Origin of the sequence: Acinetobacter sp. 243_ASPC, from assembly GCF_001054715.1 — a bacterium.
Classification (GTDB): Bacteria; Pseudomonadota; Gammaproteobacteria; order Pseudomonadales; family Moraxellaceae; genus Acinetobacter; species Acinetobacter soli.
The window spans coordinates 1-20,754 of record NZ_JVOR01000071.1 but is presented as its reverse complement, the minus strand read 5'-3'; the positions used below and the strand labels follow the sequence as shown (position 1 = coordinate 20,754).

Here is a 20,754-nt window from a genome sequence, read left to right as displayed (position 1 = left end):
ACCTTATATTCGTATTGCAGAGACGAGCGTTCCCACTTCTGGACTTATATCCGCTGGTACGCGAACCAGACAGTTCGCATCCATTAAGTTACTTAACATATGTGACTGTTGATTGGCAAGGTTTGCAGCACTTAGCTCACCAGCATGAAGCTCCAGTTTCATGCGCATAAAGCGCTCACGCTTATCGGCTTTAAGCGGTTGTGCAAGCTTGACTTCAAACCAATCGATATTTTGATTTTGACCTTGCAGCGCATCGATGAGCAGACGCGTATATACTTGCATACATACGTACACGGCGGCTGGATTGCCCGGTAGCCCGAGTAAATAACACGCATGCTGATCTTGTTGATATTTGGCAAAGAAAATCGGTTTACCGGGTTTTTGTTTGACTTTCCAAAAGATTTCTTTAAATCCAACCTCAAAAGCACAGGGCCGAACAAAATCATAGTCCCCTACAGACACACCACCTGTCGTAACAATCACATCATAGTGATTTTTAAGTCGAGCAAACAATTCACTGAGTGCCTTCGCTTCATCATGAATGTGTAAAATTTCAACTTGTATATGTCGCTCTTGAAACCACGCCTTAATTAGCGGTCCGTTGGCATCATAGACATGTGCACTACTTAGGCTATTTTGCTCAGTAGCAACTTCATCACCTGTAATTACTACGGCGACTTTAGGGTGACGATATACATCAACCTGCTGAACTCCAGCCATGCTCAACGCGGCTAAAGGCCCGGTCTTAAGATATTGATCTTTATTAGCAACCTGCTGCCCCAAAGCCAACTCTTCACCTTGGCGTCTGATGTCGATGTTGGCCTGAAGTGTTTCTGTAATCTGGATTCGATGATCATCGAGCCGATGTACAATCTCTTGACGCGCAATCGTCGTACATCCCTCTGGAAGTTTACCGCCAGTAAAAATACGCGTTGCCTGACCTGCTTTCAAAACCAGATCACTGCTTTGCCCTGCGCGTATTTCACCTATAAGTTCAAAGTATTGGTTCTTTTCAATGATATCACTCGCACACAGCGCATATCCATCAACAGCACTTTGATCAAAACTTGGTAGATTCACTGGCGAATGAATTGGCTGTGCCAGATATCTACTTAGGCTATTTTGTAGTTCAATGTTTTCCGTGCTAAGTGGCTTGGCCGTATTTAAAATATGATCAATTGCCTCATCGATACTGATTAGACCTTTTTCATGGCCACATGCGGACATTATTCATAACCTCCCGGATGTGGAAGATCACGGCACACATCAAAAATATGCACAATTGCTGGCAATAAAGCAGCCATTGTTTCAGAAGCACCACCACGGCTACCCGGGAATGTCATCACCAATGAACGATCGATAAAACCTGCAACTCCACGCGACATTGCTGCATACGGTGTACGGCGCTGACCAAATGCACGTGCAGCTTCCATCAAGCCATCGAGCTTACGTTCAAGTAACGGCTCTAGGGTGTCGACTGTAATGTCTCGCTTACCTATTCCTGTACCGCCCACTGTAATAACACATGCATAGGATTTGGTTAACTCAAGAACCAGTTCTTTAAGCTGTTCAGGCTCATCTGGCAAAATTTGGTAATGAATAGGCGTAAAGCCAGCTTCGGTTAAACTCTCAACCACAGACTTACCGGCAGTATCTGGTTTTTTGCCAGAGGCTACAGTATCTGACAATACAATTACCGCCGCAGATACAGCTTGGCGAAGTGTACGCTTGAAATGCGATTTACCGCCTTTTTTCTTTAAGAGCTTGCACTGATCTAACACCAAATCTTCTGGCTCACAGTGCGGTTTAAGCATATCGTACAGGGTTAAACCAGCAATACTTGCGGCTGTGAGTGCCTCCATCTCTACGCCCGTTGGGCCGATGGTTTCTACCGTGGTTAGAATCTCAACAAAGTTTTCATGTAACTCGTAATCGACTTCGGCACGATAAATAGGCAATGGATGGCAAAGCGGAATCAGCTCATCGGTACGTTTTGCGGCCAAGATACCTGCAATGCGTCCTGTTTTTAGTGCATCACCTTTTTCGGTATTTCCCTGACGAAGTAATTCAATACAATGTGGTGGTGCATACAAAATAGCTTGAGCTTCGGCAATACGATAACTTTCCGGTTTCATGCCTACGTTTTTCATTAAAAATCCCGTTTTAAATTAGTGCTGGTGTTCGTGATGATGTGAATGATCGATATGGTCATGATGATGATCTTTACGGATACAGCATCCTTCGACAAATTGACTGCTGCCATCGGTATAAAACTCTTCTTTCCAGATTGGCACTTCATGTTTTACACGCTCTACCGCCTCTTCGCAGGCCGCAAACGCTTCACGGCGATGCGGCGCATAGGCCACGGCAATAATTGCCATTCCACCGATATCTAGCTGCCCAATACGATGAATAACCCGTACATATGCAGCACCGTGCTTATTCATGATGTCTTGTTCAATCTGACGAATCATTTTTTCTGCAACAGGCGTATAGGAGGTATATTTCAGCCCACTCACAGCGCGACCATTGTGATGGTTACGTACCGTTCCCTGAAAAATACCAATACCACCACAAGCAGGAAAATCGGATATCGGATCAAAACTATCCAGTGTTAAGTCGACTGACTGTACGCGTTGAAACTCTTTCATATCAGCCTCCTGCTACTGGTGAAAGTAAGACCAAGGTACAATTTTGGCTTAAGTAGGTTTGACGCGAAATAATATCTTCACCAATTGCACAGGCACAGCGCTCAATGGCCTGTGTCGCATCTGGATATTGATGAGTAATATCATTTAAAACGTCAGAAACAAGCACTGTATCTGAATAATTCAAAACGATCTGGGAGGGTATTTTTCTTTGTATGGCACCATAACCTTCAATCGTGACGTTTAAGGCCGACATTGTTATCCTCCAATCATATGCATGGTAATTTTTCGTGTGTGTGTGTTTAAGCTATGAAAGCCTTTGGCTTTATTCCAGATATAGCTCGAGGTTTTATCATAGAGTTCTGTCAGTGTCCGATCTTGATCATACCCTTGAACCAATTCGTTTAGTAATGGCTTGAGATCAATGCCATTAGGCGCAAATAGGCAGTTATACAGCTCACCTTGAGCTGTTAAACGAATTCGATCGCATTGTCCGCAAAAAGAGTGGGTAATGGTTGAGATGACACCTACGTCATAATTTTGATCTAAACGAAAAAGCCGTGCTGGCTCACTGTGTTGCTCTAGCGCTTCAATTGAATAGGTTTTAGAGAGTACCTCTAAAATCTCTTGCTCTGACACTACAGCGGCGTTCGACCAGTGCTGATCACCATCAAGTGGCATAAACTCGATAAATCTGAGCGGAATATGTTGCGATTTGGCCCACTGAACTAATGGTAAAATTTGATCGTCATTTTTACCCTTCATGAGCACGGTATTAATCTTAAATTTCAAACCTACGGCTTGCGCTGCCTTGATACCTTCTAAAACAGGCAAAATTGGCTTTTTGGTCAGCGTCATAAATTGCTCAGGATCGAGACTATCTAGACTAATATTGAGATCATCTAAACCTGCATGTTTAAGATCTAATGCATATTTCTTTAAGTAATGGGCATTGGTGGTGATCGAAATACGCTTTAAACCTTTTGCCCGTAGCGATTGCAAATCACGTATAAAGTGCACCACGCCTTGGCGCATCAGTGGTTCACCGCCAGTAATCCGAATATTTTCAATTCCGTTTTGCACCATAAAACGACAAAACTCAAAAAGTGCCTCAAAACTTAGCAAGTCATGCTTTTTGATCCACTCTGGATGTTCTGGCATACAATACAGGCATTTGAAGTTACAACGATCTGTAACGGAAATACGTAGTTTCCGTTTATAACGCCCATATTGATCTTCAAAAGATGGCGTCATCAGATCTTGTGTTTCATGCTTCATTGTATGCACTCATAATTAAAACTTCGAGATGACCCTTACACAGCGCTATTGCACGTTGATAATTCTATAATGACTCATGATGTTGATTTTAAAAAGCAAAAATATTTCAAAAAATGATCAAAATATGCTTCCTTGCACCATTACTCATCAGTGACAATCCAATTTACTAACAAAAATCAGACCTGTCTTGCATTTTTTTGTTCGCTTCAGGATAAATGTAATAATGATTATCTAAACTCACATATATTCATTTAAGCGAATTTACGGCGGGATTTGATTAAAACTCGCTCTGCTTGAGCGTATTCAGCTGCTGGTATTGTTGTAACTCGTCTAATGAATTGATGCTATGAAAAAATAAGCGATGTTTTCTAAAATAAGCCACCTGCGCATGTAAGTCTGTTAAGGCTCTTTTCATGCTCAATTGATTTTGTTCAAGGTGATTTTTAAGCACCGCCGCACTTGATCGCTTCATCAGGCAAAATGGATATAATGCCGTCCCGTTGATTGCGACATAACTCATCATCGCACGTGGATCTTGATTCAAAGCATGATGCAATAAAGACACAACCTTGCTGGGAATGTAGGTAATATCACACGGTACAAAAAGCACATAATCCGATGCCACATGATTCCAAGCACTGTATATGCCCATCATTGGTCCTAAAAAACCATGCTGATGATCTTCATAACTACGTGTTTGTGGCAAAATCTGACGATACAAACTGGCATCTCGATGGCTATTCACCCAGATCTGATGAATATCGTGCTTTAAGCGCTCATAAATTTTCAGCAACTGAATCTGATCATCAAAGTTTTGTAATAACTTATTGACCCCGTTCATACGACGGGCCTGTCCACCAGCCAAGATGACCAAATCGGTTTGTGGATATTTGCTCGCGCTCACGCATCGATCTCCTGTTGACAAGCTTTAATTAAACCTCGTATTTCGGGTAAACATGATCCACAGTTTCCGCCTGCTTTAAGGCATGCTGTCACTTGTTTTTCATGCACTATGTTTTGCGCCTTGATGGTATCCACTATTTTGTTTTTTCCTACCTTAAAGCAACTACAGACCAATGGGCCATCATTGTTACGCACATTAATCGGCATGCCTGCAAGTAAAGCTTTACGATGCAATGCACTGAGGCGTTCACGCTTAAACAACGTTGCAACCCAGTCACGGTCGGGTAACATCTCTAACGGCGCAATATATAAGCTTGCAATCAATATACCGTCTTTTAACACCACACTGTGCGAGAGTTGTGTACTCGGATCACTTAAGTTTAACCATTCGTAGGATGCATCATCAAAAGGTAAAAATGCTTTTAAGTTGTTTTGTATATCTTCTATTCGGGAACGATCCGCAATCTCGTATCGAATCACTTTGGTCATTTTGACCTTTGTCCACCATGCCAACTGTTGAAGCTGCGATACCATAAGATGCTCCATACCTTCACGTACAAACAAGCATCCTTGCCAATGCGTATAAAATGGCTGCAACATTACAGGCGTATGTTTAAACTCAGGTTCTCCTGAAATCGCATCGACCACAGGATTGACCACCTTACCAATACGTGCATCGGAAGCATGTTGCTCGCTCCAATGTATAGGAACAAAAATCTGACCACGGCGAATACTGTCTGAAACACTCAAGCGCAATACACAACTGCCCCACTGTGATTTCACTTCAATCAGACTGCCATGCTGTACACCGTACTTGAGTGCATCTTGAGGATGTATTTCACAATAGGGTTCTGCACGATGTGACGTTAAATGCGCAGAAAGTGCTGTACGGGTCATAGTGTGCCACTGATCACGAATACGCCCTGTATTTAAAATCAGCGGAAACGCTTTAGATGGCGCATGCACAGCATCTATAGCAGGTGTGGCAATAAACTTCGCCTTTTGATTGCTATGGCTATACACCCCAGATTGGAATAACTGCTGCTGATTGATTGCCTTGTCATTCTCATTAGGATTATGCAAGACTGGCCATTGGATCGGTTTAAGCTCGTTATAGGCTTTTGTAGATAAACCGACTAACCCAGAAAGATTAAAGTAACGAAAGACACTATTTTCAGTTTGAATATTCGTTACTAAGTTGGCTGTGGCTGATAACCGGGCATGCTCATCAAAAATTTCAGCAGCAGATTGAAATTCAAACCCATCAAACTGCATTTTTTTTGCGACCTGACATACGGCCCACCAATCAGCTTTGGCCTGTACAGGTGCATCTAGAAAGGCGCGCTGTCTGGAAATACGGCGTTCAGAATTGGTCACTGTTCCGTCTTTTTCTCCCCAACCGAGTGCCGGCAACAAAAAATCGGCATAAGCAGTGGTATCGGTGTGTTCACTAATATCCGATACCACAACCAGCTCACAGGCTTCTAATGCACGTTTGACCTGATCAGCATTGGGTAAGCTCACTACCGGATTAGTGGCCATAATCCAGATGGCTTTAATTTTGCCTTGCTCAACTGCCTGAAATAAATCGACTGCTTTTAATCCCAGCTGAGTCGCAATAGATGGACTATTCCAAAATTGCTGAGTGATTTGCCGATGTAAAGGCTGTTCAATTTCCATATGTGCGGCCAGCATATTGGCCAAACCGCCGACTTCACGCCCGCCCATGGCATTTGGCTGCCCTGTCATCGAAAACGGCGCAGCACCTGGCCGACCAATTTTTCCAGTGAGTAAATGACAGTTGATAATTGAATTGGCTTTATTCACCCCTTGTGAGGATTGATTCACGCCCATAGAAAACAGCGTCATCACTTTATCTAAGCGAGCAAACAATGCATAAAACTGTTCGAGCTTGTCGAGTGAGATCCCGGTCTTTTCTGCCACGTCGTTTAAATTGGCTTGAGCCAGACTAACATCTAACGCATATTGCAGCTGATCGGTATGCGCATTTACAAAAGCATGATCGGTGTGACCGTGTTGATACAAATACTGTAATAGGCCATTAAATAATGTGACATCCTGACCCGGTAATATCGGCAAATGTAAGTCTGCTTGCTCGCATGTTGCAGTATAACGTGGGTCAATCACCACAACTGTAAGGTCACGCTCTGCTTTGGCTTGCATAATCCGTTGGTACAAGACCGGATGACACCATGCGGTATTCGAACCCACCAGTACCACCAGATCGGTCTGCTCAAAATCGGTATAACTGGCAGGCACCAGATCTTCACCGAAACTGCGTTTATGCGCCGCTACTGCCGACGACATACATAAACGTGAGTTGGTATCGATATTGGCTGTGCCCAAGTAGCCTTTTACAAACTTATTCACCACATAGTAGTCTTCAGTTAAGAGTTGCCCCGACACATAGAAAGCCACACTGTCTTTACCGTGTTCATCGATACAGGCTTGAAAACGTTTTGCAATTTCATCAGTCACATGCTCCCATGTAGTGACATGGCGGGCTGCACCACGCCCCGACATAGGTTGTAACACACGTGTTTCCAAACCCAGTGTATCGGCCAAACGACTCCCTTTGATACATAAGCGACCAAAATTAGAAGGATGTGTTTCATCTCCAGTCACCGAGATTTTTTTACCCGATTTGGTTTCTTCAACTGTCGCGGTCACGCCACAGCCAACACCACAATATGGACATGTGGTTTGGGTATGACGGATTAAGTTGGATGTATCACTCTGGAGTTGCACAAGGGGAATCGTATTCATGGCGGCTCCTTCAGATTAACCTGCTTTTCTTAATGCAAAATCGCGACCAAACAGCAATTTGTTTCGAATTGAGCCAATTGGAGTCTGATCTGCAATCAGTTCTGCATACCAAGAGCCATCTTCAGTATCACCAAACAAGACGGCGCCGATAATCTGGTCGTGTTGAATGATGATACGCTTGTAAATCTGACGCTTTTCGTCATTTAAAATGATGTCTTCATAATCATCTTGTGGCTGAAAATTACCGGCAGAAAATACATCCACGCCACTGACTTTTAACTGAGTGGGCACAGTCGGCGCTTTAAAGGTTAAGCTGCCATGTTCTGCCAAATGGCTGGCACAGATAAAGGCCTGCCCCCAGAGTGGCTCGACCAAACCAAAGGTTTGACCACGGTGCTCAATACATTCGCCGACGGCATAAATACTCGGATCGAAGGTTTGCATGGTGTCATTGACCAACACTCCACGATTACATCGCAGTCCGGCTCGTTGGGCCAGCTCAATATTCGGACGGATACCTACCGCAAACACCACGAGGTCAGCATTGAGTAAAGTGCCGTCGCTCAAGCGTAGCTGCTGAAGATGACCATGTTCATCGCCAATTAAGGCCTCGGTATTGGCTTGAGTAAGGATACGGATTCCCTTGTGCTCGATACTGCTTTTAAGTAGCTCGCTGGCTCGCTGATCGAGCTGGCGATCCATGATTCGATCCATCAAATGCAGCACAGTCACCTGCATTCCACGTTGCTTTAACCCATATGCAGCTTCAAGGCCCAGTAAGCCACCTCCAATCACAACGGCGTGAGTTTTGCTAGATGCGTAATCCACCATGGTGTTGACATCATAGATATCCCGAAAGCTGATGACGCCTTTGAGTTGATTCCCCTGTATCGGTAGAATAAACGGTTTCGATCCTGTTGCAAGAATCAAACGGTCGTAGTCGACGATCTGGCCTTGTTGTGTTGTCACTTGTTTACGGGTTCGATCAATTTTCACAGCCGGATCGCCCGCAATAAACCGCATTTGACGCTCTTGATACCATGCATGCGAATGCAACATGATGTCTTCTACCGTTTTTTCACCCGATAAAACAGGCGAAAGCATGATGCGGTTGTAATTGCCCCATGGCTCTTCACCAATCACGGTAATTTCATAGCGCTCGGCATTCATATCCAGTAAATCTTCTAGACAGCGCATACCCGCCAAGCCATTTCCGACCAATACCAGCTTCAGTTTTTCTTGCGCAGTTCCGTTGTTGGTAATGTACGTCTTTTGCGCTATGGGCGAAACATACACCCGTCCTTGTTCGACTTTGGTTGGAAATACCAATAGTCGTTGGTCTTTATCTTCCAGACAGCGACCTGTGGCCAAGCTAAAATGCTGCTTATAGATTGGAGATGCGACAACACGCTCACCTTGTAAATCGCCAATAATCCCGCGAGACATCACATTTGCGCCACTAAACGGATCGGTATTACTAAGCGCATACACTCGTTGCTCATGTCCCACACGAAATAGCGCAATCTGCTGCTCGTGAAGAAGCGCACCCACCCCCGTATTGGGCGTAATATCATTTAGTGCGCAAATCTCGATCCATTCTGCATCATTCACTCGATTTAAGGCTTTTAAACTGGTCATGTGTTTGTCTCCTTATGCTTCAACCATGGGAATACGATCTTCATGACGTTCGCTGTTTTTAAGCGGACGGATCTGACCTCGTTCTTGGGTAAACTGAATGTGTGGATCGTGTTGCTCTTTTTGGTTGATGAACGTCTGGAAACGTTTGCGTACTTCAGGATCTTCCACAGCTGTACGCCATTCGTCCTGATAAGTATTGATCACATGCGACATACGGCGCTCTAGCTCGTCCGCTATACCCAGTGAGTTTTGAACAATAACCGCCTTGAGATAATCTAGACCACCTTCCATGTTGTCGCGCCATACACTGGTCCGCTGTAAACGATCTGCGGTTTGAATGTAAAACATGAAGAAACGGTCGATATAACGAATCAATGTATCGGTGTCTAAGTCCGAAGCCAGTAGTTCTGCGTGACGTGGTTTCATTCCGCCATTACCGCACACATAAAGATTCCAGCCTTTTTCTGTAGCAATGACGCCGACATCTTTCCCTTGGGCCTCTGCACACTCACGAGTACACCCAGAAACTGCCATTTTTAATTTATGTGGAGAGCGCAGGCCTTTGTAACGATTTTCAAGAAAGATCGCCAAACCAACCGAATCATCGACACCATAGCGACACCATGTGCTGCCTACACACGATTTGACCGTGCGCAGCGATTTACCGTAAGCATGACCCGACTCAAAACCGGCAGCAATCAATTCTTCCCAAATCAATGGCAACTGATGTACCTGCGCTCCAAACATATCCACACGCTGACCACCGGTAATCTTGGTATAAAGATTATATTTTTTGGCGATTTGCCCGACTGCAATTAACCCATCTGGAGTAACTTCACCACCCGCCATGCGCGGTACAATCGAATACGAGCCATCTTTTTGAATATTGCCCAAATAATAATCGTTGCTGTCTTGCAAACCTGCATGGGTCGGTTTTAAAACAAAATCGTTCCAGCATGAGGCTAAAATATTGGCAACCGTCGGTTTACAGATATCACAGCCTAATCCATGACCGTGCTGATGGATCAAATCATCGAAAGTTTTGATTTCATTGACACGAACCAAGTGATACAGCTCTTGGCGCGAATAAGCAAAATGCTCACAAATGTGATTATTCACCGTAACGCCCTGACGCTGTAACTCTGATTTAAGTACTTGTGTCACTAAAGGGGCACAGCCACCGCAAGCTGTAGCTGCTTTTGTACATTTCTTTAATGCACCTAATGACGTCGCGCCGTCTTCAATCGCCTGACAGATATCGGCTTTAGACACATTATTGCATGAGCAAATGGTTGCACTGTCTGGAAGTAAGTCGACGCCACTGCCGCCTGTCTTAGCTGCACCGGATTGAGCATATCCCGGCATAATCAAGCTTTCAGGTTGATCTGGTAAATCCAGACCGTTAAGCATCATTTGTAATAAATCATTGTACTCTTTGGCATCGCCCACCAATACGGCGCCAAGCAGTTTGGTTTTTTGAGCATTGACCACAATTTTCTTATAAATGAGTGCGTCTTCATCGGCATAAAAATAGCTCAACGCATCGGGTGTCATGGCGTGTGCATCACCAATCGATGCCACATCTACCCCCATCAACTTGAGTTTGGTACTCATATCAGCGCCAGCAAAGCCATGAGTACTTTCATCCAGTACATGCTTGGCAGCTATGCGCGCCATATCATACCCAGGCGCAACAAGACCATAAATTTTGTTGTCCCAAAGCGCACATTCACCAATGGCATAAATATTTGGATCTGAAGTTTGGCAGTATTGATTAATCTTGATACCGCCTCGTTCACCAACAGCAAGCCCAGACGCTTTAGCTAATTCATCACGTGGACGAATACCAGCTGAAAACAAAACAATATCGGTTTCAAGTGAGCTACCGTCTGCAAACTTCATCACATGATGACTGGTTTCACCTTCTTCAATTGACTGCGTGGCTTTTTGCGTATGAACTTTTACCCCCAAGTTTTCAATTTTACGGCGTAATACTTTGCCACCTAAGTCGTCGATCTGTACTGCCATCAAGCGCGGCGCAAACTCGACCACATGTGTTTCAAGATTTAAATCGCGTAATGCCTTGGCGGCTTCAAGCCCTAATAAACCACCGCCAATCACCACACCAGATTTAGCCTTTAAACTTGCAGCACGAAGTGCATCTAGATCTTCAATGGTGCGATACACAAAACAGTTTGAACGGTCGTTTCCAGCAATTGGTGGTACAAATGCATAAGATCCGGTTGCCAAAATGAGTTTGTCATAAGCAATGACATCACCGGCAGATGTGGTCACTGTTTTTTCAACAGGGTCAATTGCGGTTGCGCGAGTATTTAAACTTAAATCGATACCATAGGCGTCGGCAAAATCCATACGTGCAAGAGAAAGATCTTTGGCACTTTTACCGCTAAAGTATTCGCTCAAATGCACTCGGTCATATGCGATTCTCGGCTCTTCGGCCAAAATGGTGATTTCCATTTCATCATCTGCTTTTTCCATCAAGCTTTCGATAAATTTGTGCCCGACCATACCGTGGCCAATCATGACAAGTTTCATGGGTATTCTCCGAATAGATATAAGATAGGTCAGTTCTGGTTATGCAAGGTTGTTTCGTTCAAGAACGGCTTGCTCAAAAAGACGCTGTTCTTTCACCTTATGCTCGACCGAAAAACGAATCAGCATCACAAAACCTGCTGCCACCACCACCAGACCACCCAACACCATCAAACAGGTTTGAATATCCACCATGCCTTTTAACAAGAAACCCGCTGCCACTGCGCCAACATTACCGCCAGCACCAATGATGCCTGCAACACCACCCAGCGCGTCACGATCGATAAACGGAACCAATGCATAGGTTGCACCACATGCCATGTGGGTAAACAGTGCAAATACGGTCATACTTAAGATCGCCAGCATCGGAGTATTCATTTGAGAGAATAAAACCAGAAATAAACCTTCACACAAAATCATGACAAAAAGTACTTTCGTGCGACCATCGAGGCCTTTTTTCATGGCTACTTTATCGGACACAATGCCACCGAGTGCGCGGGCAAATAAAGCCAGCAAACCAAAGATACCCGCTGCAAATCCAGCTTCCTTAAGGCCAAAGTTAAAGTTGTTGACGTAGTACATGGCTACGATGTTATGAATAAAGATTTCAATACCAAAACACGCCGCATAGGCACCAAATAAAATCCAGACGCGATAGTTACGTGCAGCATGCATCAAAATCGCCATACCGCCTTTTTTATCGCTCCCGACTGCAACTCCTTGTGCGCGAAGTTCTTTAAAATTACCTTGTGGGCAGTCTTGGGTCAGTTTCCAGTACAGCAGGCCTACAATCACCATCATCATACCTGGAACCAGTAAGGCCACACGCCAGCCCATGCTTTGCTCTACGCCAAACATCACCAGTGCAGCAAGCAAAAGCGGCATTAACGCTTGTGTTGCACCACCACCCGCATTTCCCCAGCCTGCAGTGGTGGCATTGGCCGTACCCACTACATTTGGAGCAAACATGATACTGGTGTGATATTGGGTAATAACAAAGCTTGCCCCGATGGCACCAATGAGTAATCTAAAGAATAAGAAGGATTCATAACTGTTTGCGGCAGCGACACCAAAAACAGGAATACTGCCAATCAGCAATAAAGCAGTATAAGTTTTACGTGGGCCGTATTTATCACATAGCGGCCCGACAATAAGGCGAACCAAAATGGTAATCGCAACGGCGGCAATATTGATATTGGCAATCTGATCTTTAGTGAGGTGAAATTCACCTGCAATCACCGGCATAAGTGGTGCACATGCAAACCAAGCAAAAAAACAGACAAAAAAAGCGAGCCAACTCATATGGAAGGCTCGCATCGCTGGAACTTTAAAACTAAATAGATTTATTTTCGTCGCTTTTTTTGCTGTTAAATCTAAATTTGAAGACATGGCCTTCTCCTGAACTGAACGTAATATGGGCTAAACAGCTTGCGCTGTATTGGCAATCGATCAGAACGGACGTCGTTGGCCGTCTTACAAATTTTTTAAAACAGAGTCGTCTTTGACTCAGTAATATCTATGCAAAGCATGTGCCAGTTTTTCGTTTTATGCTTTTTTTATTTAAAAATCGTTTCTTTAAGCTCGCTTTTTGATGGCTCACCTTTTTAAACAAGAACAAATGTCGATTTTTGCTTCTTATTTAACGAATAATAGTCGGCACATGCGTCATGACGAGACGCCAATGCACCACAACAGATCACTTCATAAGATCGAAGTACAAATAACCATCAAATTTTACTCTTTTTAAGGTGGCACTTATCTTGCTATGCAATTTTTCAATTATTTTCGCTTACACTGTTTCGCAAATGCGAAAAATTATGCCCTACGACCTATGCCAAAATTAAAAATTGCATTGATTGATGACGATCTTGAACGCGCTGAATTTGTTCAACAAAACTTGCGTGCGCATGATTTTGATGTGGTGGCATGTCTACCGCTAGACCACATGAATACATTTAAGCTTGAAAATCTTCAGGCCGATGTCATTTTGCTGGATATGGATCATCCACATCGTGACATTATTGAAAGCTGCGTCAGTCACTTTGATCTGCCTACAGTACTCTTTACCAAAAACAGCAACAAAGAAACCATTAAACAAGCCATCGATGCCGGTGTAACCGCCTATATTGTGGATGGTATTGACCCTGCACGCTTGGAAACCATTCTTGAAATTTCGATTGAACAGTTTAAAAAGCATAAGCAGCTCGAAAGCGATTTAAAAGAAACCAAGCTCAAGCTAGCCGACCGAAAAGATATCGAAAAAGCCAAAGTGCTTCTGATGCAGCTTCACAGCCTGACCGAAGACACCGCATTTCAGTTACTACGCAAAAATGCCATGAGTCACCGTATCACGATCGGTGAAATGGCACGGCGGCTGATCGATGCCCAGCAATTACTCAATAGCCAGTTAAAAGAGGACTAACATGAGCCACTTGGAAAAAACACAACTGCATATTGGCTATATTCCTTTACTGGATTGTATTGCACTACTTTGGGCAAAACAGCGCGGTTTTTTTGATGACTTCGGACTTGATGTTACTTTGGTTAAGGAAGCCTCGTGGGCAAGTTTGCGAGATCGTCTGGCTTTTGGCATTTTAGATGCCGCACATTGTTTATCTGCCATGCTCCCTGCTGCGGCAGTAGGCGAAGACCAAATCGGTATTCAGCTCAAAACACCTTTAGTTTTAAGTATTAATCGTGCTTATATCAGCTTAAGCCAGAAGCTCAGCCATGATTTACGCATTCAACCTGCAGATACGCCGTTTCAATCGGCACAAAAACTGGTACAGCATCTTCATGCAGGACATCCGGTTCATCTGGCGCATGTGTTTAATCATTCGATTCATCACTATTGCTTAAGAGAATGGATTGCACTTGCAGATCCAAGTGTAGCACAAGACATTGTATTAAAAACGCTACCGCCACCGTATATGGTCGAGGCAATTTCTTCTCATGCCATAGACGGTTTTTGTGTAGGTGAACCATGGAATACCCAAGGTGAAGTCGAGGGTGTGAGCCAAATTGTAGCGCACAGCCGCGATATTGTTCCCGAAATTGCAGATAAAGTATTGGCAGTCACGCATGAATGGGCATCACATCATCCAAATACCTTATGTGCACTTACTGCTGCTATTCTCAAGGCTCAGCGTGAGCTTGAAATACTGGAGGACTTCAAACCGGTCTGGCAAATGCTCATCGACTTTAATGTAATTCGCTTTCAATGTAACGAAGAGATTCATGTACAGAAATACCATGCTCTGGAAAAAATTATTCGACATTTGGTTCTAGACCATACAGCGCCAAAACAAAGCGATATGCAATGGTTATTTGAACAAATGCAAACTTGGCAAGGTTTGAATCTAGAGCAGACAGCACTACAGCGCTTGAGCAAGCAATGTATCGATTTAAAAAGTCACATGGCAGCAAGACAATTACTTGAAGACTAACGTACATTTTATTCGACATAAACAAATTAATTAACAGCAGATCAAAGGGTTAGTTTGTTGATTGTGTGTGCAGTCGTTACAAATTTTAGCAACGATATGTTAAAAATGGATTTAGTATGAAAACTTAGCAAAAGCATCAGGACGAGGATATGGACAGCAGAGAAAAATTGGCAGATGAAAATAATCCAAACTATGCCCGTATTGAACCATACGATCAGCCTGCTGGTGGTTGGGGCGCATTACTCAGTGTTGCACGTAATCTGAAGCGGCAGGAAACGTTTAAAAAAGGTTCGATTTCTCTGCTCAATATTAACCAGCCGACCGGATTCGACTGTCCGGGCTGTGCATGGCCAGAAAAAAAAGATACGCAAACTTTTAACTTTTGTGAAAACGGTGCCAAAGCTGTGGCATTTGAAGCCACCAGTAAGCGCGTAACGCCTGAGTTTTTTGCAACGCATACTGTAAGCTGGCTATCTGAACAAAGTGATTTCTTTTTGGAAGACGTTGGGCGTATTACCGACCCAATGCGATACGATGCCGCAACAGACAAATATGTACCAATCTCTTGGGATGATGCGTTTCAACTGATCGCCAAACATTTGCAAGCGCTCGACAATCCGAACGAGGCTGCCTTTTATACTTCTGGACGCGCCAGTAACGAAGCCGCCTTTTTATACCAACTTTTTGTACGTAGCTTCGGTACCAACAATTTTCCAGATTGCTCCAATATGTGTCATGAGCCGACCAGTGTGGGCTTAAAAGATGCCATTGGTTTGGGTAAAGGCACTGTAACGCTAGACGACTTTGATCTGGCCGATACGATCTTTAGTTTTGGACATAATCCGGGGACCAATCACCCGCGTATGCTCGCAACCTTACGAGAAGTGTCTAAACGTGGAGGCACCATTGTTGCACTCAATCCGCTTAAAGAACGCGGACTAGAACGTTTTCAAGACCCTCAAGCCCCACTTGAAATGATGACCAACGGCAGCACGCCGATCAGTCGCTATTATTTCCAGCCGAGTATTGGGGGGGATTACGCGATTATGTTTGGTCTGTTAAAACATACGCATGAATGGAACAAACAAGCCGTGGCACAAGGAAAGCCAAGTTTATTCGATCAAGCATTTATTGAGGAGCAAACGATTGGTTTTTCAGACATGCTTGCCGAGCTGGATCGTACCGAATGGGCAGAGATTCATCGTTATACTGGCTTGAGCCCAGACCACCTTGAAGCGCTCGCCAAGCTCTATATTCAATCTGAGCGCCCAATCTTTTGCTGGGGAATGGGCATTACCCAACATCGACATGGTACAGCCAACGTTCATTTACTTGCCAACTTGGTATTATGCCGTGGCCTATTAGGTAAGCCGGGAGCAGGACTCGCACCCATTCGCGGGCATAGTAACGTTCAGGGTGACCGTACGGTAGGCATTAATGAGCGTCCGGCACCTAAACTACTCGATAGCTTAGATCGCGTGTTTGGAATAAAAAGCCCACGTGAAAACGGATTGGGCGTTGTCGAAACCATCAAAGCGATGGCCGATGGCCGCGTAAAAGTCTTTATTGCCCTCGGTGGCAATTTTGCAGTTGCGACACCCGACAGTCATTTTACTCAAGATGCACTACGCAAGTGTAAACTCACCGTACATATTACCACCAAGATGAATCGAAGCCATTTGGTCTGCGGTGAAGATGCCTTGATGCTGCCTTGTTTGGGACGTACTGAAATTGACATGCAAAAACACGGACCTCAAGCGATCAGTGTTGAAGATTCGATGAGTAATGTGCATTTATCTTCGGGGCCAAATCAGCCGATTTCATCTGATCTATTGTCTGAACCAGATATTGTGGCACGCATTGCAGAAGCGACACTCAAAGAAACGCCTGTTCAATGGCGCTGGTACATTGAAAACTACGATCGTATCCGCGATGCGATTTCAGAAGTGTTTGATGAATTTCATGATTTCAATAAACGCGTTTATCAGCCGGGTGGTTTTCATCTCGAACATCCAGCAAATAGCTACACATGGAATACTGCCAGCGGTAAGGCACAGTTTATCATTTCACCACTCAGTGAAATTTATGCCGATAAAGAACACCAGTATGCCGATGCCTATCCAGATGCAAAAGTGTATACCCTGATGACTACCCGTTCTCACGATCAGTACAACACGACATTGTACGGTCTTGATGATCGTTATCGAGGTGTTTTTGGTCAGCGCCGTGTTTTGTTTATGAATGAACAGGATATTCAAGCATCTGGTTTCAAAGCAGATCAGTGGGTCGATATCGAAAGTGTGTTTTCCGATGGTCAAAAACGTATTGTGAAAAGCTTTCGTATTGTGCCATATAACGTACCTGTCGGTAGTTTGGCTGCGTATTATCCTGAAACTAACCCTTTAGTTGCCTTAAGTAGCCACGATAAACACGCCCGGATTCCTGCATCGAAAAGCATTCCAGTGATTTTACATGTGGGTCAACCACCTGAAAACTTTAATCTGGCGGTAGAAGTCGATCCCGAACATGCCAATGGATGAATCTAATCAAAGCAGCGCCTTGAGAGAATCCATTTTTTCTCAAGGCCATCAATCGGTTTCGGTGACACGCTATCGCCATCATGAAATTAGTACGGGTTTAGACGAAGTGGTTGAAGAATATCCCGTTGCTTTAATTTATAACGGTATATCACATGCCGTGATGATGGTGACTCCCGTCAATCTGGATCTGTTTGCAATTGGCTTTAGTCTGAGCGAAGGTATTATTCAGCATGTACGTCAGATTTATGATCTAGACATTGAGAAAAGTCCGCTGGGTTATCAAATACACATCACCATTGCTTCTGAAGCTTTTGCACAATTAAAAGCACATAGACGTTCTTTGATTGGTCAAACCGGTTGTGGACTTTGCGGTATTGAAAGTCTGCAACAAGTGGATGCGTCTTTAGCAAAAATTACCATATCTGCTCCTACAGAGTGGCTGTCATTGATTCCCGAAGCCATGATTTCGCTACAAAAACGACAGCCCATTAGTGCCGTGACAGGTGGTGCACACGCAGCAGCATGGGTGTGTGAAGGTCATGTACTTATGGTGTTTGAAGATGCTGGCCGGCATAATGCACTAGATAAACTGATTGGCTATTTGGTCAAGCATAAGATTCCATTAAACCAAGGCTTTGTCGTCATGACCAGCCGTGCAAGTTATGAACTGGTTAAGAAATGTATCCAACTTGATATCTCATTACTGGCCACTATTTCTGCACCCAGTACACTGGCCATAAAAACAGCTAAGCGCTCAGGTCTGACTTTGGCAAGCTTTTGTCGTAATGAGCGCTTTTCAGTTTACACCTAAATTTGATGCGGCTATTCGCCCTCATGTTTTAGGTCATATGCCACTATTGCGGTGTAATGATAAAAATCATCTTGGGATGCAACATAAGCATGGCTAATCGATTTAATTTCGACACGCCTGTTTTTACTGTATTCGTATTCAATCCAGTGATTGATATCGGTTTCAAGTTTACTAAACACTTTGGTTTCAAAAATTTTAACCTGTTGCATCACTGTTCACTCCTTAAACGATTTTAATGCGTTACATGCCATTCATTTTTAGTTTCTTGTTATATGTTTATTCTTGCTGATGTTTTTAATCCATAAGAGCCTCTTTACACTATCTTAGCATGCCGATTAATGCAGTGATACTTTCACTTCATCAGATCATAGAGGAAGCAATACAATTAACATAAAACATAAAAAACGTGATTTACTTTACATTTAACATTTAATGCGTATAATTCATCAAACTTATTGATCCCTAATTAATGAGTAAACAGAAAGCCCGACTTGAGCGAGTTCGGGCTTTCTTTTTTCATATCGTATTTAATGCAGATTCTTAAAATGACATTGCGCCGGATCAATCCAGGCCAGTAGAGGCCCAAGCTCTGTAAGGCGATCATTTCGTTGCTGTGCGGCCCAGTACAAACTAGAAATTGAACCATCTAAATACAACGCATTATCGATTTGTAGTTCATCTTTAAAAAGCCGAGCTAGCGCATAAAAATTGACGCGATTACGCGTGATCACAAAATAAAGTTGATTGTCTTTCACACCCACTGCATTTCGAATCTTCAAAGAATCTGAATCTGCTAAGAATTTAGAATGAATGTCTCCATTGATGACAAGCATAGGCCCCGACTGAGTCGCATATTTTGTATGAAATGCACGCTTCGTAAACTCGGATGTTGTTTTAATAATTGCTTCGCGATCATTCCAAGCCAACACACCATTGGGTTGAAGAAAAAAATTGCCATATCCATCTTGAGTATTTAAAGCAGTTCTTCGTTGATTTGCCTCAATATAAAGCCCTACAGGTTCACGATCGCGATGATACATACCAGCATTCATTGCAAAAACTAAATGTTGGCAAGCTGGCAAACTGTTTTGTAATGAAGAAAATGAGCCGTATTTTTTGAGCGTATCTGGATCATTTAATACCAATGATAGCTTTGATAGATCGCTCACCTGTATGACGATTGCATCAACACCGAGCTGACTATGTATTTCTCGATAGGTAGGTACAAGCTTTGCAAAGGCGGGAACACTCAGACACATGAATACAAATGAAAAAATATAAATCATTTGTTTCTTTTTAAATCGCATCTAAATTAGCTCCTGATTACAACTACTATGTAGTGACTCAAATGATTTGAATATAGCGTCAAAGTATTGCAGCTTTTACAATAGTGACACATTTTTTGGTTATAATTGGGCACACCTAAGTCTATGTACAGATTTTTGTTGGTTTAGGAGCACATGCAGCGCACAAACAAACGCTATCCAATTGGTTCGCATCTTGTGGTTTATCATTTTGGATACAGTCACCATGGTATTTATGCCGGACGTGGACGCGTGATCCATTATTCAGGCTTTGCTCACCTATTTAAAAAAAAGCCGATCGAGATCACCACTTTAAGTCATTTTTCTCATGGTAAAAAAATTCATGTCCGTCACTACGAACACGCCCGATATAAAGGCCGTATTGTCGTGAGGCGGATGCGCTCACGCATGCATGAAAATCACTATCACCTCATCCTCAATAATTGCGAGCATTTATGCTCTTGGGCCATTACCGGTATTGAAGACAGTCCGCAAGTTGTAAAAATGATGAATCGACTCACCACGATTGGCTATATCAGCTCAATTATGAGTTATATGAACAGTTTTTTCTTGACCATTGCGACCACCTGCTTTGCAATCGTGCTGTATATTAAAAAGAAATTACGTGAACGTGCAAAAATGAAGGCGCCCTATCATCTGCTTTTAAAAGATGAGCAAAAAAATAAGCTACCCTAAAGTAGCTTATTTTTAATCTAAAACTGTCGCAATTTACCCTGCGGGGCCTTGCGAAAAAATAAGGTTATTGCACTTTACCCTGCGGGGCCTTGCGAAAAAATAAGGTTATATCACTTTACCCTGCGGAGCCTTGCGAAAAAATAAGGCTAT

Annotated in this window: 17 protein-coding genes; 5 read left to right on the top strand and 12 right to left on the bottom strand. The window is 43.5% G+C overall.

Annotated features, from left to right (window positions below; translation table 11 throughout):
• Positions 1–3: 3 nt before the first annotated feature.
• The 10 genes from ADA42_RS07055 to ADA42_RS07010 form a co-directional block, all read right to left on the bottom strand.
• Positions 4–1,227: a molybdopterin molybdotransferase MoeA gene (locus tag ADA42_RS07055; RefSeq protein ID WP_048764335.1), complete on the bottom strand. Its 1,224-nt coding sequence runs from the start codon at positions 1,225–1,227 to the stop codon at positions 4–6.
• Positions 1,227–2,150, bottom strand: a complete 924-nt coding sequence (gene moaCB / locus ADA42_RS07050; RefSeq protein ID WP_004937388.1) for a bifunctional molybdenum cofactor biosynthesis protein MoaC/MoaB — start codon at positions 2,148–2,150, stop codon at positions 1,227–1,229. Before moaCB ends, ADA42_RS07055 begins: the two co-directional genes overlap by 1 nt.
• Positions 2,151–2,168: 18 nt before the next feature.
• Positions 2,169–2,651 (bottom strand): molybdenum cofactor biosynthesis protein MoaE, encoded by a 483-nt coding sequence (locus ADA42_RS07045; protein WP_048764333.1) that lies wholly within the window; start codon positions 2,649–2,651, stop codon positions 2,169–2,171.
• A 1-nt stretch (position 2,652) separates the two neighbouring features.
• A complete protein-coding gene (locus ADA42_RS07040) occupies positions 2,653–2,904 on the bottom strand; it encodes a MoaD/ThiS family protein (RefSeq protein ID WP_004937383.1) in 252 nt (83 codons plus the stop codon).
• A gap of 2 nt (positions 2,905–2,906) precedes the next feature.
• Positions 2,907–3,926: a GTP 3',8-cyclase MoaA gene (gene moaA, locus ADA42_RS07035; RefSeq protein WP_048764331.1), complete on the bottom strand. Its 1,020-nt coding sequence runs from the start codon at positions 3,924–3,926 to the stop codon at positions 2,907–2,909.
• 277 nt (positions 3,927–4,203) lie between these two features.
• Entirely contained in the window at positions 4,204–4,830 is a 627-nt protein-coding gene (gene mobA / locus ADA42_RS07030) for a molybdenum cofactor guanylyltransferase (protein ID WP_048764329.1), read from the bottom strand.
• Positions 4,827–7,616: a nitrate reductase gene (locus ADA42_RS07025; RefSeq protein ID WP_048764327.1), complete on the bottom strand. Its 2,790-nt coding sequence runs from the start codon at positions 7,614–7,616 to the stop codon at positions 4,827–4,829. Before ADA42_RS07025 ends, mobA begins: the two co-directional genes overlap by 4 nt.
• A 15-nt stretch (positions 7,617–7,631) precedes the next feature.
• Positions 7,632–9,254, bottom strand: a complete 1,623-nt coding sequence (gene nirD / locus ADA42_RS07020) for a nitrite reductase small subunit NirD (RefSeq protein ID WP_048764326.1) — start codon at positions 9,252–9,254, stop codon at positions 7,632–7,634.
• A 12-nt stretch (positions 9,255–9,266) separates the two neighbouring features.
• Entirely contained in the window at positions 9,267–11,810 is a 2,544-nt protein-coding gene (gene nirB, locus ADA42_RS07015) for a nitrite reductase large subunit NirB (RefSeq protein ID WP_048764324.1), read from the bottom strand.
• A 39-nt stretch (positions 11,811–11,849) separates the two neighbouring features.
• On the bottom strand, positions 11,850–13,196 hold the full coding sequence (locus ADA42_RS07010) for an MFS transporter (protein WP_048764323.1): 1,347 nt from the start codon (positions 13,194–13,196) through the stop codon (positions 11,850–11,852).
• Positions 13,197–13,638: 442 nt separating this feature from the next.
• Between ADA42_RS07010 and ADA42_RS07005 the strand changes: the two genes are divergently transcribed.
• From ADA42_RS07005 to fdhD, 4 genes are all read left to right on the top strand, one after another.
• A complete protein-coding gene (locus ADA42_RS07005) occupies positions 13,639–14,229 on the top strand; it encodes an ANTAR domain-containing response regulator (RefSeq protein WP_048764405.1) in 591 nt (196 codons plus the stop codon).
• A gap of 1 nt (position 14,230) precedes the next feature.
• Entirely contained in the window at positions 14,231–15,253 is a 1,023-nt protein-coding gene (locus tag ADA42_RS07000; RefSeq protein ID WP_048764321.1) for an ABC transporter substrate-binding protein, read from the top strand.
• Between the two features lie 149 nt (positions 15,254–15,402).
• Positions 15,403–17,793 carry an FdhF/YdeP family oxidoreductase gene (locus ADA42_RS06995; RefSeq protein ID WP_004947185.1) on the top strand — a complete coding sequence of 797 codons (2,391 nt, stop codon included), beginning with the start codon at positions 15,403–15,405 and terminating at the stop codon, positions 17,791–17,793.
• A complete protein-coding gene (gene fdhD, locus ADA42_RS06990; protein WP_048764319.1) occupies positions 17,780–18,604 on the top strand; it encodes a formate dehydrogenase accessory sulfurtransferase FdhD in 825 nt (274 codons plus the stop codon). Before ADA42_RS06995 ends, fdhD begins: the two co-directional genes overlap by 14 nt.
• A gap of 11 nt (positions 18,605–18,615) precedes the next feature.
• Here fdhD and ADA42_RS06985 read toward each other — a convergent pair whose 3' ends face one another.
• Positions 18,616–18,813, bottom strand: a complete 198-nt coding sequence (locus ADA42_RS06985; protein ID WP_048764317.1) for a DUF2536 family protein — start codon at positions 18,811–18,813, stop codon at positions 18,616–18,618.
• Between the two features lie 318 nt (positions 18,814–19,131).
• Positions 19,132–19,911, bottom strand: coding sequence for a phosphodiester glycosidase family protein (locus ADA42_RS06980; RefSeq protein WP_048764315.1), 780 nt, complete (start codon positions 19,909–19,911; stop codon positions 19,132–19,134).
• A 153-nt stretch (positions 19,912–20,064) separates the two neighbouring features.
• On the opposite strand from ADA42_RS06980, the gene ADA42_RS06975 reads away from it, so the two are divergent.
• The gene (locus ADA42_RS06975; protein ID WP_004947175.1) at positions 20,065–20,604 is read left to right on the top strand and encodes a lecithin retinol acyltransferase family protein; all 540 of its coding nucleotides are present in this window, start codon (positions 20,065–20,067) and stop codon (positions 20,602–20,604) included.
• The last annotated feature ends 150 nt before the right edge of the window (positions 20,605–20,754 follow it).